The 16,526-nt window shown below is 54.9% G+C and carries 13 protein-coding genes; 1 reads left to right on the forward strand and 12 read right to left on the reverse strand.

Going from position 1 to position 16,526, the window contains the following annotated elements:
- Positions 1-11: 11 nt before the first annotated feature.
- The 12 genes from J7J49_RS09680 to J7J49_RS09735 form a co-directional block, all read right to left on the reverse strand.
- Positions 12-1,424, reverse strand: coding sequence for a hybrid sensor histidine kinase/response regulator (locus J7J49_RS09680; RefSeq protein ID WP_215092128.1), 1,413 nt, complete (start codon positions 1,422-1,424; stop codon positions 12-14).
- Entirely contained in the window at positions 1,393-2,559 is a 1,167-nt protein-coding gene (nosP, locus tag J7J49_RS09685) for a nitric oxide-sensing protein NosP (RefSeq protein WP_215092130.1), read from the reverse strand. The genes J7J49_RS09680 and nosP overlap by 32 nt, the downstream gene beginning before the upstream one ends.
- A complete protein-coding gene (locus tag J7J49_RS09690) occupies positions 2,540-4,789 on the reverse strand; it encodes a hybrid sensor histidine kinase/response regulator (RefSeq protein WP_215092132.1) in 2,250 nt (749 codons plus the stop codon). Before J7J49_RS09690 ends, nosP begins: the two co-directional genes overlap by 20 nt.
- Positions 4,779-5,276: a putative pterin-binding protein gene (locus tag J7J49_RS09695; RefSeq protein WP_215092421.1), complete on the reverse strand. Its 498-nt coding sequence runs from the start codon at positions 5,274-5,276 to the stop codon at positions 4,779-4,781. Before J7J49_RS09695 ends, J7J49_RS09690 begins: the two co-directional genes overlap by 11 nt.
- Positions 5,277-5,452: 176 nt before the next feature.
- A complete protein-coding gene (locus J7J49_RS09700) occupies positions 5,453-6,271 on the reverse strand; it encodes a DUF2189 domain-containing protein (protein ID WP_064234252.1) in 819 nt (272 codons plus the stop codon).
- 338 nt (positions 6,272-6,609) lie between these two features.
- The gene (locus tag J7J49_RS09705) at positions 6,610-7,038 is read right to left on the reverse strand and encodes a universal stress protein (RefSeq protein ID WP_064234251.1); all 429 of its coding nucleotides are present in this window, start codon (positions 7,036-7,038) and stop codon (positions 6,610-6,612) included.
- Between the two features lie 11 nt (positions 7,039-7,049).
- Entirely contained in the window at positions 7,050-9,644 is a 2,595-nt protein-coding gene (locus J7J49_RS09710; RefSeq protein ID WP_215092134.1) for a TRAP transporter permease, read from the reverse strand.
- Between the two features lie 137 nt (positions 9,645-9,781).
- Entirely contained in the window at positions 9,782-10,762 is a 981-nt protein-coding gene (locus J7J49_RS09715; protein WP_215092136.1) for a TAXI family TRAP transporter solute-binding subunit, read from the reverse strand.
- 334 nt (positions 10,763-11,096) lie between these two features.
- Positions 11,097-12,401, reverse strand: coding sequence for a TRAP transporter large permease (locus J7J49_RS09720; RefSeq protein WP_064234248.1), 1,305 nt, complete (start codon positions 12,399-12,401; stop codon positions 11,097-11,099).
- On the reverse strand, positions 12,391-12,870 hold the full coding sequence (locus J7J49_RS09725; RefSeq protein WP_215092138.1) for a TRAP transporter small permease: 480 nt from the start codon (positions 12,868-12,870) through the stop codon (positions 12,391-12,393). Before J7J49_RS09725 ends, J7J49_RS09720 begins: the two co-directional genes overlap by 11 nt.
- 60 nt (positions 12,871-12,930) lie before the next feature.
- Positions 12,931-13,941: a DctP family TRAP transporter solute-binding subunit gene (locus J7J49_RS09730; RefSeq protein WP_215092140.1), complete on the reverse strand. Its 1,011-nt coding sequence runs from the start codon at positions 13,939-13,941 to the stop codon at positions 12,931-12,933.
- An 87-nt stretch (positions 13,942-14,028) separates the two neighbouring features.
- Positions 14,029-15,027 (reverse strand): LacI family DNA-binding transcriptional regulator, encoded by a 999-nt coding sequence (locus tag J7J49_RS09735; protein ID WP_215092142.1) that lies wholly within the window; start codon positions 15,025-15,027, stop codon positions 14,029-14,031.
- Between the two features lie 319 nt (positions 15,028-15,346).
- Between J7J49_RS09735 and J7J49_RS09740 the strand changes: the two genes are divergently transcribed.
- Positions 15,347-16,525, forward strand: coding sequence for a Gfo/Idh/MocA family protein (locus J7J49_RS09740; RefSeq protein ID WP_251048227.1), 1,179 nt, complete (start codon positions 15,347-15,349; stop codon positions 16,523-16,525).
- Position 16,526 lies beyond the last annotated feature (1 nt).

A 16,526-nucleotide genomic window follows, 5' to 3' on the forward strand; every position in this document is an offset into this window, starting at 1 on the left:
TTAGTCTTTATTTAGGTTTTATTGAGCAGTGTGCCAAGCAGCATGCGCAGCCGCAGGGGCTTTAAGGGTTTGAGCAAGCAGTGCATGCCAGCTTCACGGGTGGCACGCTTAATTTCCGCCTCGTGATTGGCGGTAATCACCACCGCTGCCAGGCCTGGGTAACGCCGCTGCAAGCGTGCGGCCAGCTCAATACCGGTCTCGCGATGCTCGCCCAAATGGTAGTCCACCAGTAATACTGCCGGGCGCTCACCGTCGCTGGCAGCCTCCAATGCACTTACCGTGGCAGCCGCCCTCACCCTGCACCCCCAACTGCCCAGCAGCGCCTGCATGCCTTCAATAATGGCCAGGTCGTCATCAATTACCCAAATGACACAGCCGCTCAACGCATCCTCGCCAGTAGCAGGCAGCATCGCGCTAGGCGTGTTGCTCACTGAGGGAATCGACGCCGTTGCATAGGGCACGGTAATCGAAAATAGCGCGCCCACGCCGGGGCGTGAGGTCAGCGATATCGGCTGCTCCAGCATGATGCTGATACGATCGACGATAGCCAGTCCCAGACCCAAGCCGCGGCTGTGGGCGCTGTTAGGCTGGTTAGCGCGTCGGAACTCAAGAAAAATGGCGTCACGCTGCTGCTCGGGAATGCCGGGGCCGGTATCCCCTACCATAATCTCCAGGCCATCCCGCCTGCGCCGACAGCCCAGCAGCACCCGGCCTTGCTCGGTGTAACGCACTGCGTTGCTTAAGAAGTTGCGTATCACCCGCGCCAGCAGCGCCAAATCTGACTCAACCACCGCGCTGGAAGGCACATAATGAAGCGCCAGGCCCCGCACCCCCGCCACTTGGCGATACTCTTCGGCTAGCGCATCAAGCAGCGTGCTCACCGCGAAAGGCGCTTTATCGGCGTGAAGCACCCCAGCGTCCAGGCGCGAAATATCCACTAGCGTGCCGATAAGCCCTTCAACATCTTTTAGCGAGCGCCCAATATGGCCCACTAAGGCTTGCGAAGCGTCCGGCAGGGAGTGCGTCTCTAAGGCGCTGGCGAACAGCCGGGCAGCGTTTAATGGCTGTAGCAGGTCGTGGCTGACCGCCGCCAGGAATTTTGTTTTGGATAAATTAGCGGCTTCGGCTTCGGCTTTCGCGGCCAGTAGGCGCGTATTGACTTGGCTCAGTTCGTCCAAGGTACGGTGCAGCGCGTCGGTGCGCTCACGCACCTGCTCGGCAAGTAACACAGAGCGCTCAAACGCCGCATAGGGGGCCGGATCAGCACCGCCCCCGGTTTCCACCCGTTCCATCAGCGCTTGGCACACTTTACGCAGTCGGCGGTTCTCTTCCCGCAGCGCTGCAACGTCCGTCTCATTCGTACCCTCTGCAGCGACTGCGCGTTCAGCCGCGTCAGTGGTTGTCGTTAGCTGGAAGAGATCCAAACGCCACCCCCGTAAACGTTTGATTCACATGCATGCCGTGATGCTGTTCGCCATAGGTATTGAAGCCCACGACACCTGCTTGGCGCAGTAGTTGCGATGCCTGATCCAGTTGCTGCAGTGCCTCAAGCTCCATGCGGCGCAAAAAACAGTCGCAGCCAATAATCATGTTCGGTGCTCCCAGCCTGGCGTTCACCCCGGCGAGCATCACTTTGAGATCATCCAACAGCGGTGTTGGTTGCATGGCCGTGAGCACAATGCCGTTTTCCACTGCGCAGTAAAAATTTAAGCTACTGTCACTATTAACGCGCTGAATGGAGCGCACATAGTGCTGCCCGCCTATGCGTACGGCGAGTGGGTGGCGGGCAAAAACGGCGGGGCAAAGCTGCGCAGGCGCCATACCTACCAGCTCAGCATAGACCTGGGCGGCGGGTAACCCATTGAGTTCAATCACCCGCCGCTGCTCACGATCAGCCTCGGTTACCACCAGCTTGTGGGTCAATGGGATTAAGTGGTGGGTTGAGAAAACTTCAAAAGGCAGCCGAGTATTGATCATCACCACCACCGCTGCACGGGTATGAAAGCGCCCAGCAGTATACACATGGGTATGGCTAAGGTGGTTGTCGTCGCCCGCCGAGCCGCCAAAACTGGGGATACGCCCTAGCGCGGCGTCCAAGGTAGCGAGCACCTGTTCTTCACGACTGGATAAGCCATCCAGCAGGGTCAGCGCAAAGCTATGCTCGTTAATCGGCGCAATAGCCTGTTGGCGGCACTGCTCCAACAGCGTATCCACCAGCGGTTGAGCGTTGGCCAGTTCAAAATGCTCAAGGTCATCAATCAGCGCCGTTTCAATGGCAAACAGGCGGCGATCAAATCCTATGGCCACGATGGAGCCGCGATCATAACCGGCAGGCGTTATTTCTCCAGCAGTAGTACAGCCACTTAGCGGCGTGGTGGGGAAGCAGCTTTCCAGTGCGTCGGCCAGGGCCGCTAAATCATACTCTGCGCTACAGAAAAACAGCACGAAACCCAAGTATTCGTGGCGTAAAGCGTCGGCTAGCTCCGCCGCGGCCTGGTTAGCATTGGTCTGCTGGCTGGTCGCAGTGAGAATACCCTGCTCAGCCTGATACGTGGTCACGGCTCCACCTCTCCAGTGCAGCATGCGTATGCGCCGCTGCGAGCCTTAATGTGCTGAATACTTCATCAAGCTGCGTGGCTGTGGCCCGCTGCGTTTTGGCTACTAGCTCAAGCTGCTTTGCCCGTTCGGCAAGCTGGTCGGCCCCCATACTCAGTGACTCGCCGCGCAACTGGTGAGCAAGTCGCACGACCTGCTGTTGCTGTTCTGGTGTTAAGGGGGCTGCAGCCAAGCACGCCGCCAATTGAGCGGAGTAATCGCTTACCTGCTGGTGGTAAAGCATGATTAGCTGGATCATGCTCGCTTCCCCCAGCGTCGTTTTCAGCATGCATAGGGTGTCGCTATTAAGCAACGAGTGCTCCCCGGATAGCGTCGGAGACGCCGCTAGCGCCCTTAAAGATGCATCTGGGGTGGCAAAAAGCTGTAATGCCAGTATGTTACTTAATGCAGAAAGCGACAGCGGCTTGGTGATGTAATCATTCATACCCGCGGCCAGGCAGCGTTGTCGGTCATCTTCGGCGCCACCGGCCGTCATGGCAACGATCGGCACATTGGCTAACCAGCCGCCCTGTTCGCGCAAACGCTTAGTAACCGTCAGGCCATCCATATCGGGCAATTGAATATCCATAAATATCAGATGCACCTGCTGCGACTGGGCCATGGCCAGGGCATCATGACCACTCTCAGCCCAGACAATATCACAACCCAAGCGCGCCAATAGGCCCATCGCGACTTTGCGGTTAACAGCGTTATCCTCTACCAGCAATAGCGTCGTGCCAGTAAAGTCCCGCTTGGGTGCTGGGGGCAGTGATGTTGTTACGGGGTCAGCGATGATCAAGGGCAACTCGCACCAGAAAGTGCTACCTTGGCCTGGCGCACTTTTTACCCCTAAGCGCCCTTGCATGGCTTCGCTTAGCCGTTTGCAAATGGCTAGCCCTAGCCCCGTGCCCCCAAACCGACGAGCCACCGACGCATCCGCCTGCTGAAAGGGCTCAAACAAGCGTTGCTGTTGCTGTTCGCTTAGACCACAGCCGGTATCACTGATCTCGAAAAGTAGCTGCTCCACCGTTGAGGAGACTCGCACACTGACTTCACCGTGATCGGTGAATTTGATCGCATTAGCAATAAGATTAAGTAAAATTTGCCTCAATCGACCGGCATCGACTAGCACCCAAGCTGGCACCAGCGTATCCACGTTAACCGTCAGCGCCAGCCCTTTCATTTTTGCTCGTGGCGCAAATAGCACCACTACGCTATCAACTAGCGGTTTGAGTTCCGTGGGCGATGTTTCAAGGGTTAAGTGACCGGCTTCGATTTTTGAGAAATCAAGAATCTCATTGATCATCGCCAGCAGTTGATTGGCGCTATCGTGGATCGTATGGGCGTAATCTTCTACTTGGGCAGGGCTCGCTGATTCGCGTAACAACTCACTCATGCCGATAACGCCGTTGAGCGGCGTGCGAATTTCATGACTGACCATGGCTAAAAAGTCAGACTTGGCTTGATTCGCCGCCTGGGCCTGTTTGGCGGTGACTTCCAGCTGGCGGCCTAGCTGCTCCTGACTCCGCCTAATCGCCGCGCTTTCACGCATTTCACGTACCAAAAAGGCAATCACCAGGAAGGCCGCTAAGCTCATGCCAATAATCAGGCTCATGAGTAGCTTGTAAAGCAGGCTAAGCTGAGCACGCTCTTCCGTCGCCGATTCAGCTAAATAGCCGTTAATCGCAATAACCAACCGTTCAGTTAGCCGCGTTAACGCCTGTAACTCATCCTCCAACGCCGCTACCGGCAACTGATTAAGCTCGAGCGCATTGTAGGGAGTAAACATAATATCCAGCACATCGAGCTGCTGGTGGATTTGGCTCAGCAGTTCACGGGCAGTATCAATCTGCTGCATAAGATTGCTGACTTCACCATCGTTAAGCAGCGTTATGCGGCTATAGAGCAACTCAAAGCGAAGATTTAGCTCTTCATGTGCCCTAGGCGATAACGGCTCCCGAGCCACTGCCAATAAATGGTTCAGTAGCTGTACCGCATCGCGGTCCAACTTATAGACAACCCAAGCGGTGTCTTCCCGCAAGCTTTGAGTGAGATTTTCCTGCCGCCACGCAGCCAAAGTGGCAACGACCAGTGCCGCAGCAAACAGCAACACCGCAATAATGGCAACGAGCTTAAACCGACGGGGATAACGCAGTAGGCTCAAGGCCTGCGCATTAGAAGCACTAGAGAACATTAATACGCATAACCTGCCATACCGCTCTAAAGCGTATTTTTTCGCTTAATAGCGTTTCATCTTGATCGAAGGGGTAAAGCACCCATAGAGGACCGTATTCACGAATGGGGATCGCCTCACCATCCTTTGTCATGGCTAAAATGACATCGTGATCTTTAAAATCACTGACCGGTATTTCGGCTTCATAGCCGTTCAGCGCGGAGACGTGAACGGCATCACACTCTGGGTTTAACAATGCCACTAAATCACGCATTAAAGGGCCACTATAGCGACTACTGCCCTCTGTCCATGGCGTGGTGGTCTCAAACTCGTGCTGTGGTAATTCCGCTAACATGGCACGATCAAATTGAGCCTCACTACCAACGTTCGAGTGTTCAATATTACCGCTGACGCTTAATATTACGGGCCCGTCAGGCACGTTTAAGTGGTCGGCTGATTCAGCAAGCCCCGCCAGGGGAGTGCTGAACATCAGCACGACCCACCCCATTAACAACGCTTTCACAGTGCACACCTCAGGCAAGATCACCCTCTGGCTTTACCAGCCAGGGGCAATAGAAGAAGATAGCGTAAAGACTACGCTATCTTCTTGAAAAGGTCAGGGTAAATACTGTTTTTCGGCGCTACATTTAGCAACCAGAGCGTTATTAACTGTTTACTGTTGAGTTACGATTTAATTTTCTCAAACGGTTCAATGCGCACTAAATCCTCATAGGCGTGCCAGCTGGCGTGGCCTAATACGGGCAAGATCAACGCCAACCCAATGTAGAACGTCATCACACCCACCAACACACACAGGGTAAGAATTATTGCCCACAACAGCATCACGCGAAAATTACGCGCGACACAACGAACGCTGGCCTCAATACCCTCCATAAAGGTTAAGTCTTGATCCATCAGCGTAGGGATCGCTACAACGCTGATAGCGAAAGCACCAAAGGCAAGAATGCCGCCAGCTACCGTGCCAACAGCCAACATACCCAAGCCTTCTGAGGTGGTCAGTAACGCGGTATAGAGCGAAGCGGGACTGGGCACTTCAAAACCAAAAAATAGCGCAAATAGCAGCGTGGCCAAACGAATCCAGGCGAGGAAGAAGATCATCATCATAACGCCCATCATCGCCAACTGCCCTGCATGGGGCTTCCAACTGCCAAATGCATCACCGAGGTTAGGCACTTGACCTCGCTCCAATGCCCGGCTGATACCATAAGAACCAACCGCTACCAACGGGCCAATAAACATAAACCCTGCAATCATGGGCAGCAGCCAGTACCAATATCCCATTGTGAAAGCACCGAGGGTAATCGCAATACTAAGGCCCACCCAAAACATGCCATAAGAGAGGCTCACTACCGTCGCATGGCGAAAATCCTCGACGCCTGCAGCCAACCACGCCCTGGGGCGATCCAAACCGACCTTATTGATACTGATTTTAACGCTGGGCTGATCCGCATGGTGATTTGTTTTTGTTGTAGCCGCATTCATGGCATCACTCCTGTTGTTCCTGATATAGATCCTGGATTCAGGATTTACCTCAAACACATCAACGCTGGTTACCCGCTGACGGTATTAATGCCAATTTAATGGCTAAACATTATCTTTTAATACCTTATTAATGTAGCTGAACAGGGCTCTCAATGAGTGGCACTTTGAGATACACGTACAAAAAATCCACGAAATGCCCACAAAGCACCAATTAAATTGCTGCGTTAGTAAAAACAGATATAGTCAAAAAGCGTTATCGACTGCCATAAAAAACTCCGAGCTAGCTGCCCGGAGTTCTTGGTTTTTCCTATGCGGTTCGCTCTGCACAATCGCGGCTTCTAGCGCACAATCATTACCGACATTTTGGCATGGTGCACCACGTGCTCTGCATTGGGGCCGAGCACGTAATCGACAAACTTTCGCTTGGTATGGGAGGCCATAACGATCAGGTCGACATCCAACTTTTTGCCTGACTTAATAATCGCCTCCCAGGGTGAACCATCCACAATGACACTTTGTACCTGAATGTCGTCAGGCACATTCGCCTTGATGAAGGCGTGAAGCGCCGCGGTGATCGCCGCATGCGCTTTTTCAGTGAAGTCCTTGGGGAAATAGGAGCCCACCATGGGCATGCGATAGTCAGGTAGCACCGTCACCACATGCAGCGAGGCACCGAACGTCCGACATAACGTCAGGGCGGTAGGCAGCGCCTTCGACCAAGAAGACTCCTCGTTCAGATCCACCGGCAACATGATCTTGCTATACATAGCCCTCTCCTTCATGCGGTGGCAGTGGCTGACGTGTTGTCACGACGTCGGCGCTGCATCAAAACAATCAACCCAAAGACCAGGAAGGCAGGAATCCACATGAGCTCTTTCATCCAGCGGTCGACGGGAGCCAGTACTTCGATGATTTCTTGATCAAAATCGAAACCAAGTTCTGCCGCCTGGCTGCCGTAGGTCACCATATCGACGGTAGTCTTGCCGTCTTCAATAAACAGCTCCATGCCCAGGTTGTCGAGCCGCTCCTGGCCTGTTTCGCCATCAGGCACCGGTAGAGTCATATAGGTGGTCATAGGATCGCCATAATCATTGAGACCCGCGATCTGCAAGCGCAAGGTGGAGTCTTCGTCGACCTCGCCCAGCGCTTCGACGAACTGCGCAGGCGGTATCGATTCGTAGGGATCATGGATCATATCCATCCAGAAACCGGGCCGGAACAGCGTGAACGCAATCAGCAGCAACACGACAGACTCATACCAGCGGTTGCGGGTAATCATGAAGCCCTGGGTCGCCGCGGCGAAGATCAGCATGGCAATGGTCGACACCACAAAAATCAGCACCCCCTGAAGGAAGGTCACATCAATGAGCAGCAGGTCGGTATTAAAGATGAACAAAAACGGTAGTGCCGCAGTGCGTAGGCTGTAATAGAACGCCTGGAAACCGGTTCGAATCGGATCGCCACCCGATACAGCCGCCGCTGCAAAGGACGCAAGCCCTACCGGCGGCGTAACGTCAGCCATGATACCGAAGTAGAATACGAACAGGTGTACCGCAATCAACGGTACCAACAAGCCGTTTTGAGCACCCAAACTGACAATGACCGGCGCCAACAGCGCCGATACGACGATATAGTTAGCCGTCGTGGGCAGCCCCATGCCGAGAATCAAGCTAAGCACTGCAGTAAGCAGCAGAATCAGCATTAGATTGCCCATAGCAAGGGTTTCTACCACTTCAGCCAGCACAAGCCCCACCCCGGTCTGCGATACAGCCCCAACGATAATACCGGCGGTGGCCGTGGCGATGCCGATACCGATCATGTTGCGGGCACCGGTGACTAAGCCGCTCCATAGATCCATAGCGCCTTCACGCAGATCCGCACGCATATCGCTGCGACCTCGGAAGATGGAAGTGATAGGACGCTGAGTAAGAATGATAAAGATCATAAACACCGTGGCCCAGAAAGCCGACAGCCCTGGGGACAAACGCTCTACCATCAGACACCAGACCAGCACAACAACCGGCAGGATGTACTGCAAACCCACCAGTACCGTCGGCTTAGTTTGCGGCAGCGAAAAGATCGGCTCGTTAGGATCATCAAGCTCGAGTTCGGGGTAACCCGCCGCCAGCTTGAGCAGGGCGATATAGATGACCGTCAACCCAACCGCTACCACCCAGGGCGTCGCATCGCCCAGTACCGGCTTGAGCCAGCCAAGGCCGTAATAGACCGCCAGGGCGGTGACCATCATGAGCAGTAAACCACCGAGAAAACCGATCACTTTGTTGACCAGCGGCTTAGGGGGGTTGCTGCTTTGAAGCCCCTGCATATTGGCCTTTAGGGCTTCCAGGTGAACGATATAGACCAGTGCAATATAGGAAATTAGCGCTGGCAGGAAGGCATGTTTGATGACCTCAACATAAGAGATACCGACATACTCGACCATTAGGAAAGCGGCCGCCCCCATCACCGGAGGCATAATCTGCCCATTGACCGATGACGCTACTTCGACAGCACCGGCCTTTTCAGCTGAGAAACCGACACGCTTCATCATCGGCACCGTAAAGGTACCGGTGGTCACCACATTGGCAATCGAAGAGCCGGAAATCAGCCCGGTCATGGCCGAGGCCACCACAGCGGCCTTCGCTGGCCCGCCGCGATAGTGCCCGAGCAGCGAGAACGCCACCTTGATAAAGTAGTTACCGGCGCCAGCCTTATCGAGCAAAGCACCGAACAGTACAAACAGGAAAACGAAGCTGGTTGAGACCCCTAGGGCAATGCCGAAGACCCCCTGTGTCGTCAACCACTGGTGGTTAATCAAGCCGAAGAGACTTACCCCACCATGGGAAAGAATACCCGGCATCCAAGGGCCAGCCAGGCTATAGATAAGAAACACCGACGCCACGATCATTAACGGCGGGCCAAGCGCGCGACGCGTCGCTTCAAGTAATAATAATATCCCGGCTATACCAATAATGACGTCCTGCAGTATCGGCGCACCGGGGCGCTGAGATAACTGCTCGTAAAACATGAACATGTAAGCGCCACAAAAGGCCGCCGCCGCGGCAAGCACCCAATCCTGGATTGGAACACGGTCACGAGGCGAGCGCTTGAGTGCAGGATAGGCCATATACGCCAGAAACAGCGCAAAGGCTAAGTGAATAGAGCGGGCTTCCGTGGCATTAAAGACACCAAAACCCAGAATAAAGGGCACCGGGGAAGCGATCCACAGTTGAAAAAGAGACCACGCTGCCGCAATGCTTACCAATAGCTTCCCAGGCATACCGGCTGGTTTACGGGCTCCCGTGTCGCTGGAGGCGACCATATCCTCCAAGTCTACTCCGGCTCCCGAAGGCCTGTTCTTATCGTCTGTCATATGCCTGCCCTGCTCCGAGTCGATTGACGCTTAATTGCCATATCGAAATGCCCCATCAACATTCAAAACCAAAATGCGCGGCACCCTCGGGTCACCGCGCATTCCTTACAAAGGTAGCAATACCTCAGGCTACAGGATTACTCGATCCAGCCTTGTTCACGGTAGTAACGCGCCGCTCCATCATGCAACGGTGCGGAAAGCCCCTGAGTCACCATTTCTTCCGGATCCAGGTTTTCGAAGGCCGGATGCAGGCGCTTGAAACGATCAAAATTGTCAAAAACCGCTTTAACGGTCTGATAAATAATCTCTTCATCGGCCTCAGCGGTGGTTACAAAGGTCGCTGCCACACCAAAGGTTTCGATATCTTCGTCATTGCCGCGATACAGACCGCCCGGAATGACCGATGCGGAGTAATAGGGGTATTCCTCAACAATGCCCTGAATGTCTTCGTCATTCAGCGGAATCAGGCGGGAATCAACGGTGGTGGTCGCTTCCTGAATGGAGCCATTGGGGTGGCCAACCACATACACCATGGCATCGACATTATTGTCGGAGAGTGCCGCAGCCTGCTCGGCAGCATCAAGCTGAGATGCCAGCGAGAAGGTATCTTCGGTCCAGCCCTTGGCGTTCATCACCACTTCCATGGTGTTGCGCTGGCCTGAGCCTGGATTACCAATATTGACGCGCTTGCCTTCCAAATCATCAAGGGTCTCGATGCCTGAATCAGCACGCGCTAGCAGGGTCAAAGGCTCACCGTGAACGCGGAACACGGCCCGCAGGTCTTCATAGGCGTCGCCTTCGAAATTCCCAGTGCCATTGTAGGCCTGATACTGCACATCGGATTGCGCGACACCCATGTCCAACTCGCCGGACTTGATGCCATTAATATTGGCGACGGAACCGCCAGTGGAAGGTGCATTACACTTGATATTGGAGTCTTCCAAACGATTTACCAGACGACAAATCGACTGACCGACCACGTAATACACACCTGTTTGGCCACCGGTGCCGATGGTGATGAATTGCTCGTTATCCTGTGCCATTGCCGGTGAGGCAAAGGCAGCGGCGGCAAGTAGCGCACCGGAGAAGGCAGTAGTGGAAAATACATGGCGTTTCATGAACACACCTCTTTATATTGATGTTATGAGCGTATTGGACAGTGCAAGCATCGTGCGCTTTGGTCTCACCTGATGAACCGTTCCCCCAGGTGGCCTTGCTCCAAAACGCTTCTTAAGACGATCTTTTTCTAAGACAATCTATTTTGAAGACAAGCTGTTACAGGCATCCCTCGGACTACCTGATATCCCTACTTTAGCGAAAAAAACCTAATTAGCGAAATGTAATGCGCTAAAAAATGCGCTTCGCTGACGTCTAATACTCAGTGTAGCGGTCTTCATCGTTTAGGGAGCGTTAATTACTATGCCACCGTTGCAATGGGCTAAGCGGCCTCCATCAAACGTTATAGCCCAGCACGCTGGGCAGCCACAGCGCGATGGCCGGAAATATAGCCACCAATGCCAAGGCACAGCCCATGGCGACCACAAACAGCAGCGCCCACCCGATGGTTTGTTCCAAACGAATTTTGGCCACTTCAGTGGTCACCATCAAATTGACCGCCACCGGCGGGGTAAACTGGCCAATGGCAATGTTCATCGCCAATAAAATCCCAAACCACACCGGGTTCCACTCAAAGTGCTGCATCACAGGAATCAGAATCGGCATCATGATTAGATAAATCGAGATCGCATCCAGCAGCATTCCGGCGACCAGCACCGCCAGCATCACCAAAATCAGTAGCAGCACGCCGTTATCGGTCAGGCTGATAATCCACTCGGCCAAGTGGCGGAAAGTACCCAGCATGGTGCCTGCCCAAGCGAAAATACCCGCTAGAGCAATAATCAGCATCACCACACCAGAAATAATCGCTGCCTCACCCAGTAGCTCCCATAAATCGCGCAGCGACAGCTCGCGGGTCAAAAACAGCCCGACAATCGCGCCATAAGCCACGGCTACGACCGCTGCTTCGGTAGGGGTAAACAGGCCCGAACGCAAACCACCCAAGATCAGCACTGGCGCAAACAGCGCCGGTATCGCCTGTTTAAACGTAGTGCGTACGCTAAGCCGTTCGGCGCCCTCTACCGGCGTACCGCCCTCCCAGCCGTAGCGTTTGGAAACGAGCATAGCGGGCACCAGCAGCGCCAGCCCCGCCAAAATGCCGGGAAATAGCCCCGCTGCGAAAAGTGCGCGCAAATCGACACCCGGCACCACAATCGAGTAGAGAATCAGCGCCACTGAAGGAGGAATCAGAATAGCGGTAGACGCCGAGGCGGCTATTAGCGTGGCGGAAAACGGCTTGGGGTAGCCCGCTTTGGTCATACTCGGCAGCATCACCATAGCAACCGCCGCCGCATCTGCGGGGCCTGACCCACTCATGCCACCCATAATCATGCACACCAGCACCGCGACCAGCGCCAAACCACCATGGCGCGGACCAATTAAGGCCTGAGCAAAACGCACCAAGCGCAGCGCCACACCGGAACGCTCAAAAATCAGCCCCGTTAAGATAAACAGCGGAATCGCAATGAGCGGGTACTTGGCGATGCTGTTGTAGGTGTTGGTACCCATAGTGGCCAGCATATCGGGCGACAACCCCAGCACGATGCCAACTGCCCCGGAAAGCGCCAATGAAAACGCCACTGGGACGCCCGCTATCAGCAGCCCCGCAAAGGCCAGAATCATCCATATATCAGGGCTCATCGGTGAGCCTCCCGGTCAAACGGTCAACGGTTTGCTGGAACAGGCGCCAGAACATGGCCGCGGAAAGTACCGGCAGCCAGACTAAATACCACCACTGGGGCAGCCCAAGCCCTGGCGAAAGCGACTCCCACTGATACTCTTGCCAGGCTAACTTGCCGCCGTACCAAGTAATCAATCCCAGTACGATGGCGCCGCAAAGCGCTTGAAACAGAATCAACGCACGGCGGTACTTGGGCGGCAGTGCCCGCTCCAGAAAGCCAATACGAATATGCCGGTTACGCCGCAGTGCCACGGAAGCGCCAGCAAAAGTCAGCACCACAAGCAGAAATACGGAAAATTCTTCGGTAAATGAAAAAGAGCCGCCGGTTAAGTAGCGTGTAATGACATTGCCTAAACTAATCAAAGAAATAATGATTAACGCCAGCGCGCCCAGCCAGCGCTCAGGGCGCGCATCAGGAAAGCCTTTCATGGCAGCCTCACAGCAAAAGCTCCCAGCCCCAAGGGCCGGGAGCTTGAACATCAAGAGTGATTAGCGCGCGTCGATTGCGGATTGAGCGGCGTTGACCACCTCATCACCAATCCGCGGCGCCCATTTTTCATAGACAGACTGCGTGGCTTCAACAAATGCCTGATACTGCTCATCAGTCAATTCAGTCACGGTCACGCCGCGCTCTTTAATCGCCGCTAGGCGAGCGCCCTCTTCTTCGCGGGTCATGGCGACTTCCCACTCACCGGCTTCCTGGGCGGTTTCGCGCAGCATGGTTTGCTGCTCTTCGCTCAATGTTTGCCATACCTGCTGATTGACCGCAAAAATCAGCGGGTCATTCATGTAGTTCCAAAGTGTTAAATGTTCTTGGCCTACTTGGTCGATCCTCGCCACATCAAACACTGAAAGTGGGTTTTCCTGACCGTCTACCGCGCCGGTGGTCAGCGCGGGCTGCGCATCCGTCCAACTCATTTGGGTCGGGTCAGCGCCGAGTGCCGAGAAGGTGTCCTGGAACAGCGGCGAGCCCACCACACGAATTTTCAGGCCGTCCAAGTCATCCGGCTGACTAATCGGCCCGCGGGAGTTGGAGACCTGACGAAAACCATTTTCCCCCCACGCCAGCGGAATAACGCCGCGGGACTCAATCGCTTCAAAGACCAACTCACCCGCTTCCCCACCAGTGACCGCATCCACGGCGGCTTCATCGGGAATAAAGAACGGCAAAGAGAATAGATTAAGCTCCGGCACCTGGGGCGACCAGTTGATAGTCGAACCTACCGCGGCGTCGATCAACCCAGAGCGCATCGCGGAAAATTCCCGGGTCTGGTCGCCGGAAACCAGTTGAGAATTCGGATAAACCCGCAGCGTTAACTCACCGCCGCTACGTTCTTCCACCAGTTCAGCCCATTTCTCCGCCGCCTGCCCCCAGGGGAAAGCGTCAGACAGAACGGTGGAAACCGAGAGTTCGCGTGCCTGGGCAGAAAGGGAAGCAGTCAGCAGTGCCGCACCGGCCAAGCCGGCGGTAAAGTGAGCTATTGAGCGTGTCAGCGTCATGGTAGATCCTTTTTTAGCTATTTTTATGAGGGGGCTTTTGAAGAAACCCAACTTATTGTATGCACTTAGTGCGCAAAAGAAACACACCTAAGGTCGGCATGGTGCAGTGCTCGCCCTGGTTAGCAGGGTGTAAGGCATCACCAGGTTATCGACCTTTTGGCCTTCCAGCACGTCAATCAACATCGCGACGGCTTCGCGCCCAAACGCTTCCGCCGGTTGAGCAATGGTGGTCAATGGTGGGTCCGTGTAAGAAGCGAACGCTATATCATCAAATCCCGCCACTGAAATATCGTCCGGCACGCGTAGTCCTGCTTCTTTGATGCGACTCATGGCGCCTATCGCCATCTCATCACTTTCACAAAAAATAGCAGTGGGCCGCTCTGTTAACGCGATCAGCGTTTCAGCCGCCTGATAACCTGCCAGAGGGGTGAAATCGCCAGGACACAGCAAGCGCTCATCCAAGGCAATACCCGCCGCGCTCAACGCATCCTGATACCCCAGTTGGCGGTCGCGGGTTAACGGGCTGCGTCGTGGGCCCTTTATCATGCCTATTCGTCGATGCCCCAACGCGATCAAGTGCTCGGTGACCTCACGCGCCGCCGCACGGTTATCCAGTTTGACGGTAGGACATGGCGCGTCGTCCAACACCTCGCAGGCATTGATCATGGGCAATGCTGCCCCAGCGGGAAAGGCATTGTCAGAAAACGGGTTGAAAGCGCGCAACTGAATCACACCATCCGCCTGGCGCGTCGTCACTAAGCTGGCGTATTGGGTTTCCATCGCCTCATCGCCTAGGGTATTACACAGCAGTACGCCGTAGCCACGCTCTTGGGCAGCTTCCTGGATGCCGCTAATGACCCGCGCAAAGAAGGTGTTGGCAATGGTGGGTACCAAAACCACCAAATTATAAGTGCGCTGAGAACGAAACTGTACCGCCATCAAGTTAGGCTTATAGCCCGCTTGATCAACTGCCTTGAGCACTTTTTCACGGGTGGCGGGCGAGACAATGTCTGGCGACTTCAATGCCCGCGATACGGTTGCTACCGACACCCCCGCCAACTCGGCAACCTTACGTATATTGGTCATGGTCTCTCTTAACGTTATCTAATCGCCGTTAGCAGATGATTGCGCGGCATTATTTATCTCAGCTTAACGCATCCCAGCGTTAAACTCAGCGCGCTATTTTCCAACACTCCTCCAACACTCCTCCAACACCGATAGACCTTTGTCGCATTGACGACTAAAGCGTGGCGGCCTAATTTCAACCTTGATGTAACCGGTTACATTGCTTTTTTTAAGAACGGTTTTACGAACAGCTTTAATAACGGTTTTAACAACCCTGTTAAGAACCGTTTCAATAACCGCGCATATAAACAAACGTAATATTTAAAACAGGAGCCTACCTATGCCGCAACCCAGGCAGTCACGGATCCGCATCGGCATGATCGGCGGCGGGCAAGGGGCCTTTATTGGTCAGGTTCACCGCTTAGCCGCCCGCCTTGATGACACCTGCGAGCTGGTATGCGGCGCCTTTAGCCGCTCATCAGAGAACAACCAACTCACTGGCGAACAGTGTTATCTACCCGACGAGCGTATTTACGCCGACTGGCAGCAGTTACTGGCAAGCGAGCAGCAGCTTCCCGCAGAGGAGCGCATGCAGTTATTGGTGATCGCGACGCCTAATCACCTCCACGTGCCCATCGCGGAGGCGGCGATGCAGGCAGGCTTTCACGTCTTTTGCGAAAAGCCGGCAGGCGTGTCGTTACGCGAAGCCCAGCGCTTAGCAGAATGCTGGCAAACCAGCGGCTGCCTCTATGGTCTGGCGCATACCTACTTAGGTTACCCCATGGTCTGGCAAGCCAAGGAAATGGTCAGCGAGGGTCAAATAGGTAGCATCCGCAAAATTCATGTTGAGTACCCCCAGGGCTGGCTAGGCGAACGTTTAGAACAGCAGGGTAATAAACAGGCCGCCTGGCGCACCGACCCTGCGCTCGCTGGTATCAGCGGCTGCATGGCCGATATTGGCACCCACGCCTTCGGCCTCGCCGAGTTTATCTCTGGGCATCGTATTAGTGAGCTATGTGCCTCCCTGGCCAGTCACGCTGACGGCCGCCAATTGGACGATGATGGCGACGTACTGCTGCGCACCGACCAAGGCGCCAGCGGCACTCTGGTGGCCAGCCAGGTCTGCAGCGGTGAAGAGAACGCGCTCAAAATACGCATCTACGGCGACAAAGGAGCGCTGGAGTGGCACCAGATGGAACCCAACAGCCTGCTCTACCGCCCACTTCAAGCCCCCACGCGCACGCTCCGTGCGGGCATCGACCAGCCCGACCTTTTTCCCAGCGCGATGCAGCGACTGCGCCTACCCGGCGGCCACCCCGAAGGCTATCTGGAAGCACTCGGCAACCTCTACCGCGACTTTGCCCAGGCGATTTATCAGGGCCACCAAGGCGACGTTGAGGGTGTTTCCGGCATGGCCTCCGGGCTACGCGGTATGGCGTTTATCGAAGCCGTCACCAGCAGCGCCAAAAGCGAACAGAAATGGACGCCACTGCCCGCCACTAACCTGCCTGGAGCTTAAC

Source organism: Halomonas sp. ISL-56, assembly GCF_018612805.1.
Classification (GTDB): Bacteria; Pseudomonadota; Gammaproteobacteria; order Pseudomonadales; family Halomonadaceae; genus Vreelandella.

What these genes read in the sequence shown, in the direction of transcription:
- J7J49_RS09730 (WP_215092140.1), bottom strand. Translation starts at nt 13,941, where the DNA reads ATGACGCTGACACGCTCAATAGCTCACTTTACCGCCGGCTTGGCCGGT.
- J7J49_RS09710 (WP_215092134.1), bottom strand. Translation starts at nt 9,644, where the DNA reads ATGACAGACGATAAGAACAGGCCTTCGGGAGCCGGAGTAGACTTGGAG.
- J7J49_RS09735 (WP_215092142.1), bottom strand. Translation starts at nt 15,027, where the DNA reads ATGACCAATATACGTAAGGTTGCCGAGTTGGCGGGGGTGTCGGTAGCA.
- J7J49_RS09705 (WP_064234251.1), bottom strand. Translation starts at nt 7,038, where the DNA reads ATGTATAGCAAGATCATGTTGCCGGTGGATCTGAACGAGGAGTCTTCT.
- J7J49_RS09715 (WP_215092136.1), bottom strand. Translation starts at nt 10,762, where the DNA reads ATGAAACGCCATGTATTTTCCACTACTGCCTTCTCCGGTGCGCTACTT.
- J7J49_RS09720 (WP_064234248.1), bottom strand. Translation starts at nt 12,401, where the DNA reads ATGAGCCCTGATATATGGATGATTCTGGCCTTTGCGGGGCTGCTGATA.
- J7J49_RS09695 (WP_215092421.1), bottom strand. Translation starts at nt 5,276, where the DNA reads ATGGGGTGGGTCGTGCTGATGTTCAGCACTCCCCTGGCGGGGCTTGCT.
- J7J49_RS09725 (WP_215092138.1), bottom strand. Translation starts at nt 12,870, where the DNA reads ATGAAAGGCTTTCCTGATGCGCGCCCTGAGCGCTGGCTGGGCGCGCTG.
- J7J49_RS09700 (WP_064234252.1), bottom strand. Translation starts at nt 6,271, where the DNA reads ATGAATGCGGCTACAACAAAAACAAATCACCATGCGGATCAGCCCAGC.
- J7J49_RS09740 (WP_251048227.1), top strand. Translation starts at nt 15,347, where the DNA reads ATGCCGCAACCCAGGCAGTCACGGATCCGCATCGGCATGATCGGCGGC.
- J7J49_RS09690 (WP_215092132.1), bottom strand. Translation starts at nt 4,789, where the DNA reads ATGTTCTCTAGTGCTTCTAATGCGCAGGCCTTGAGCCTACTGCGTTAT.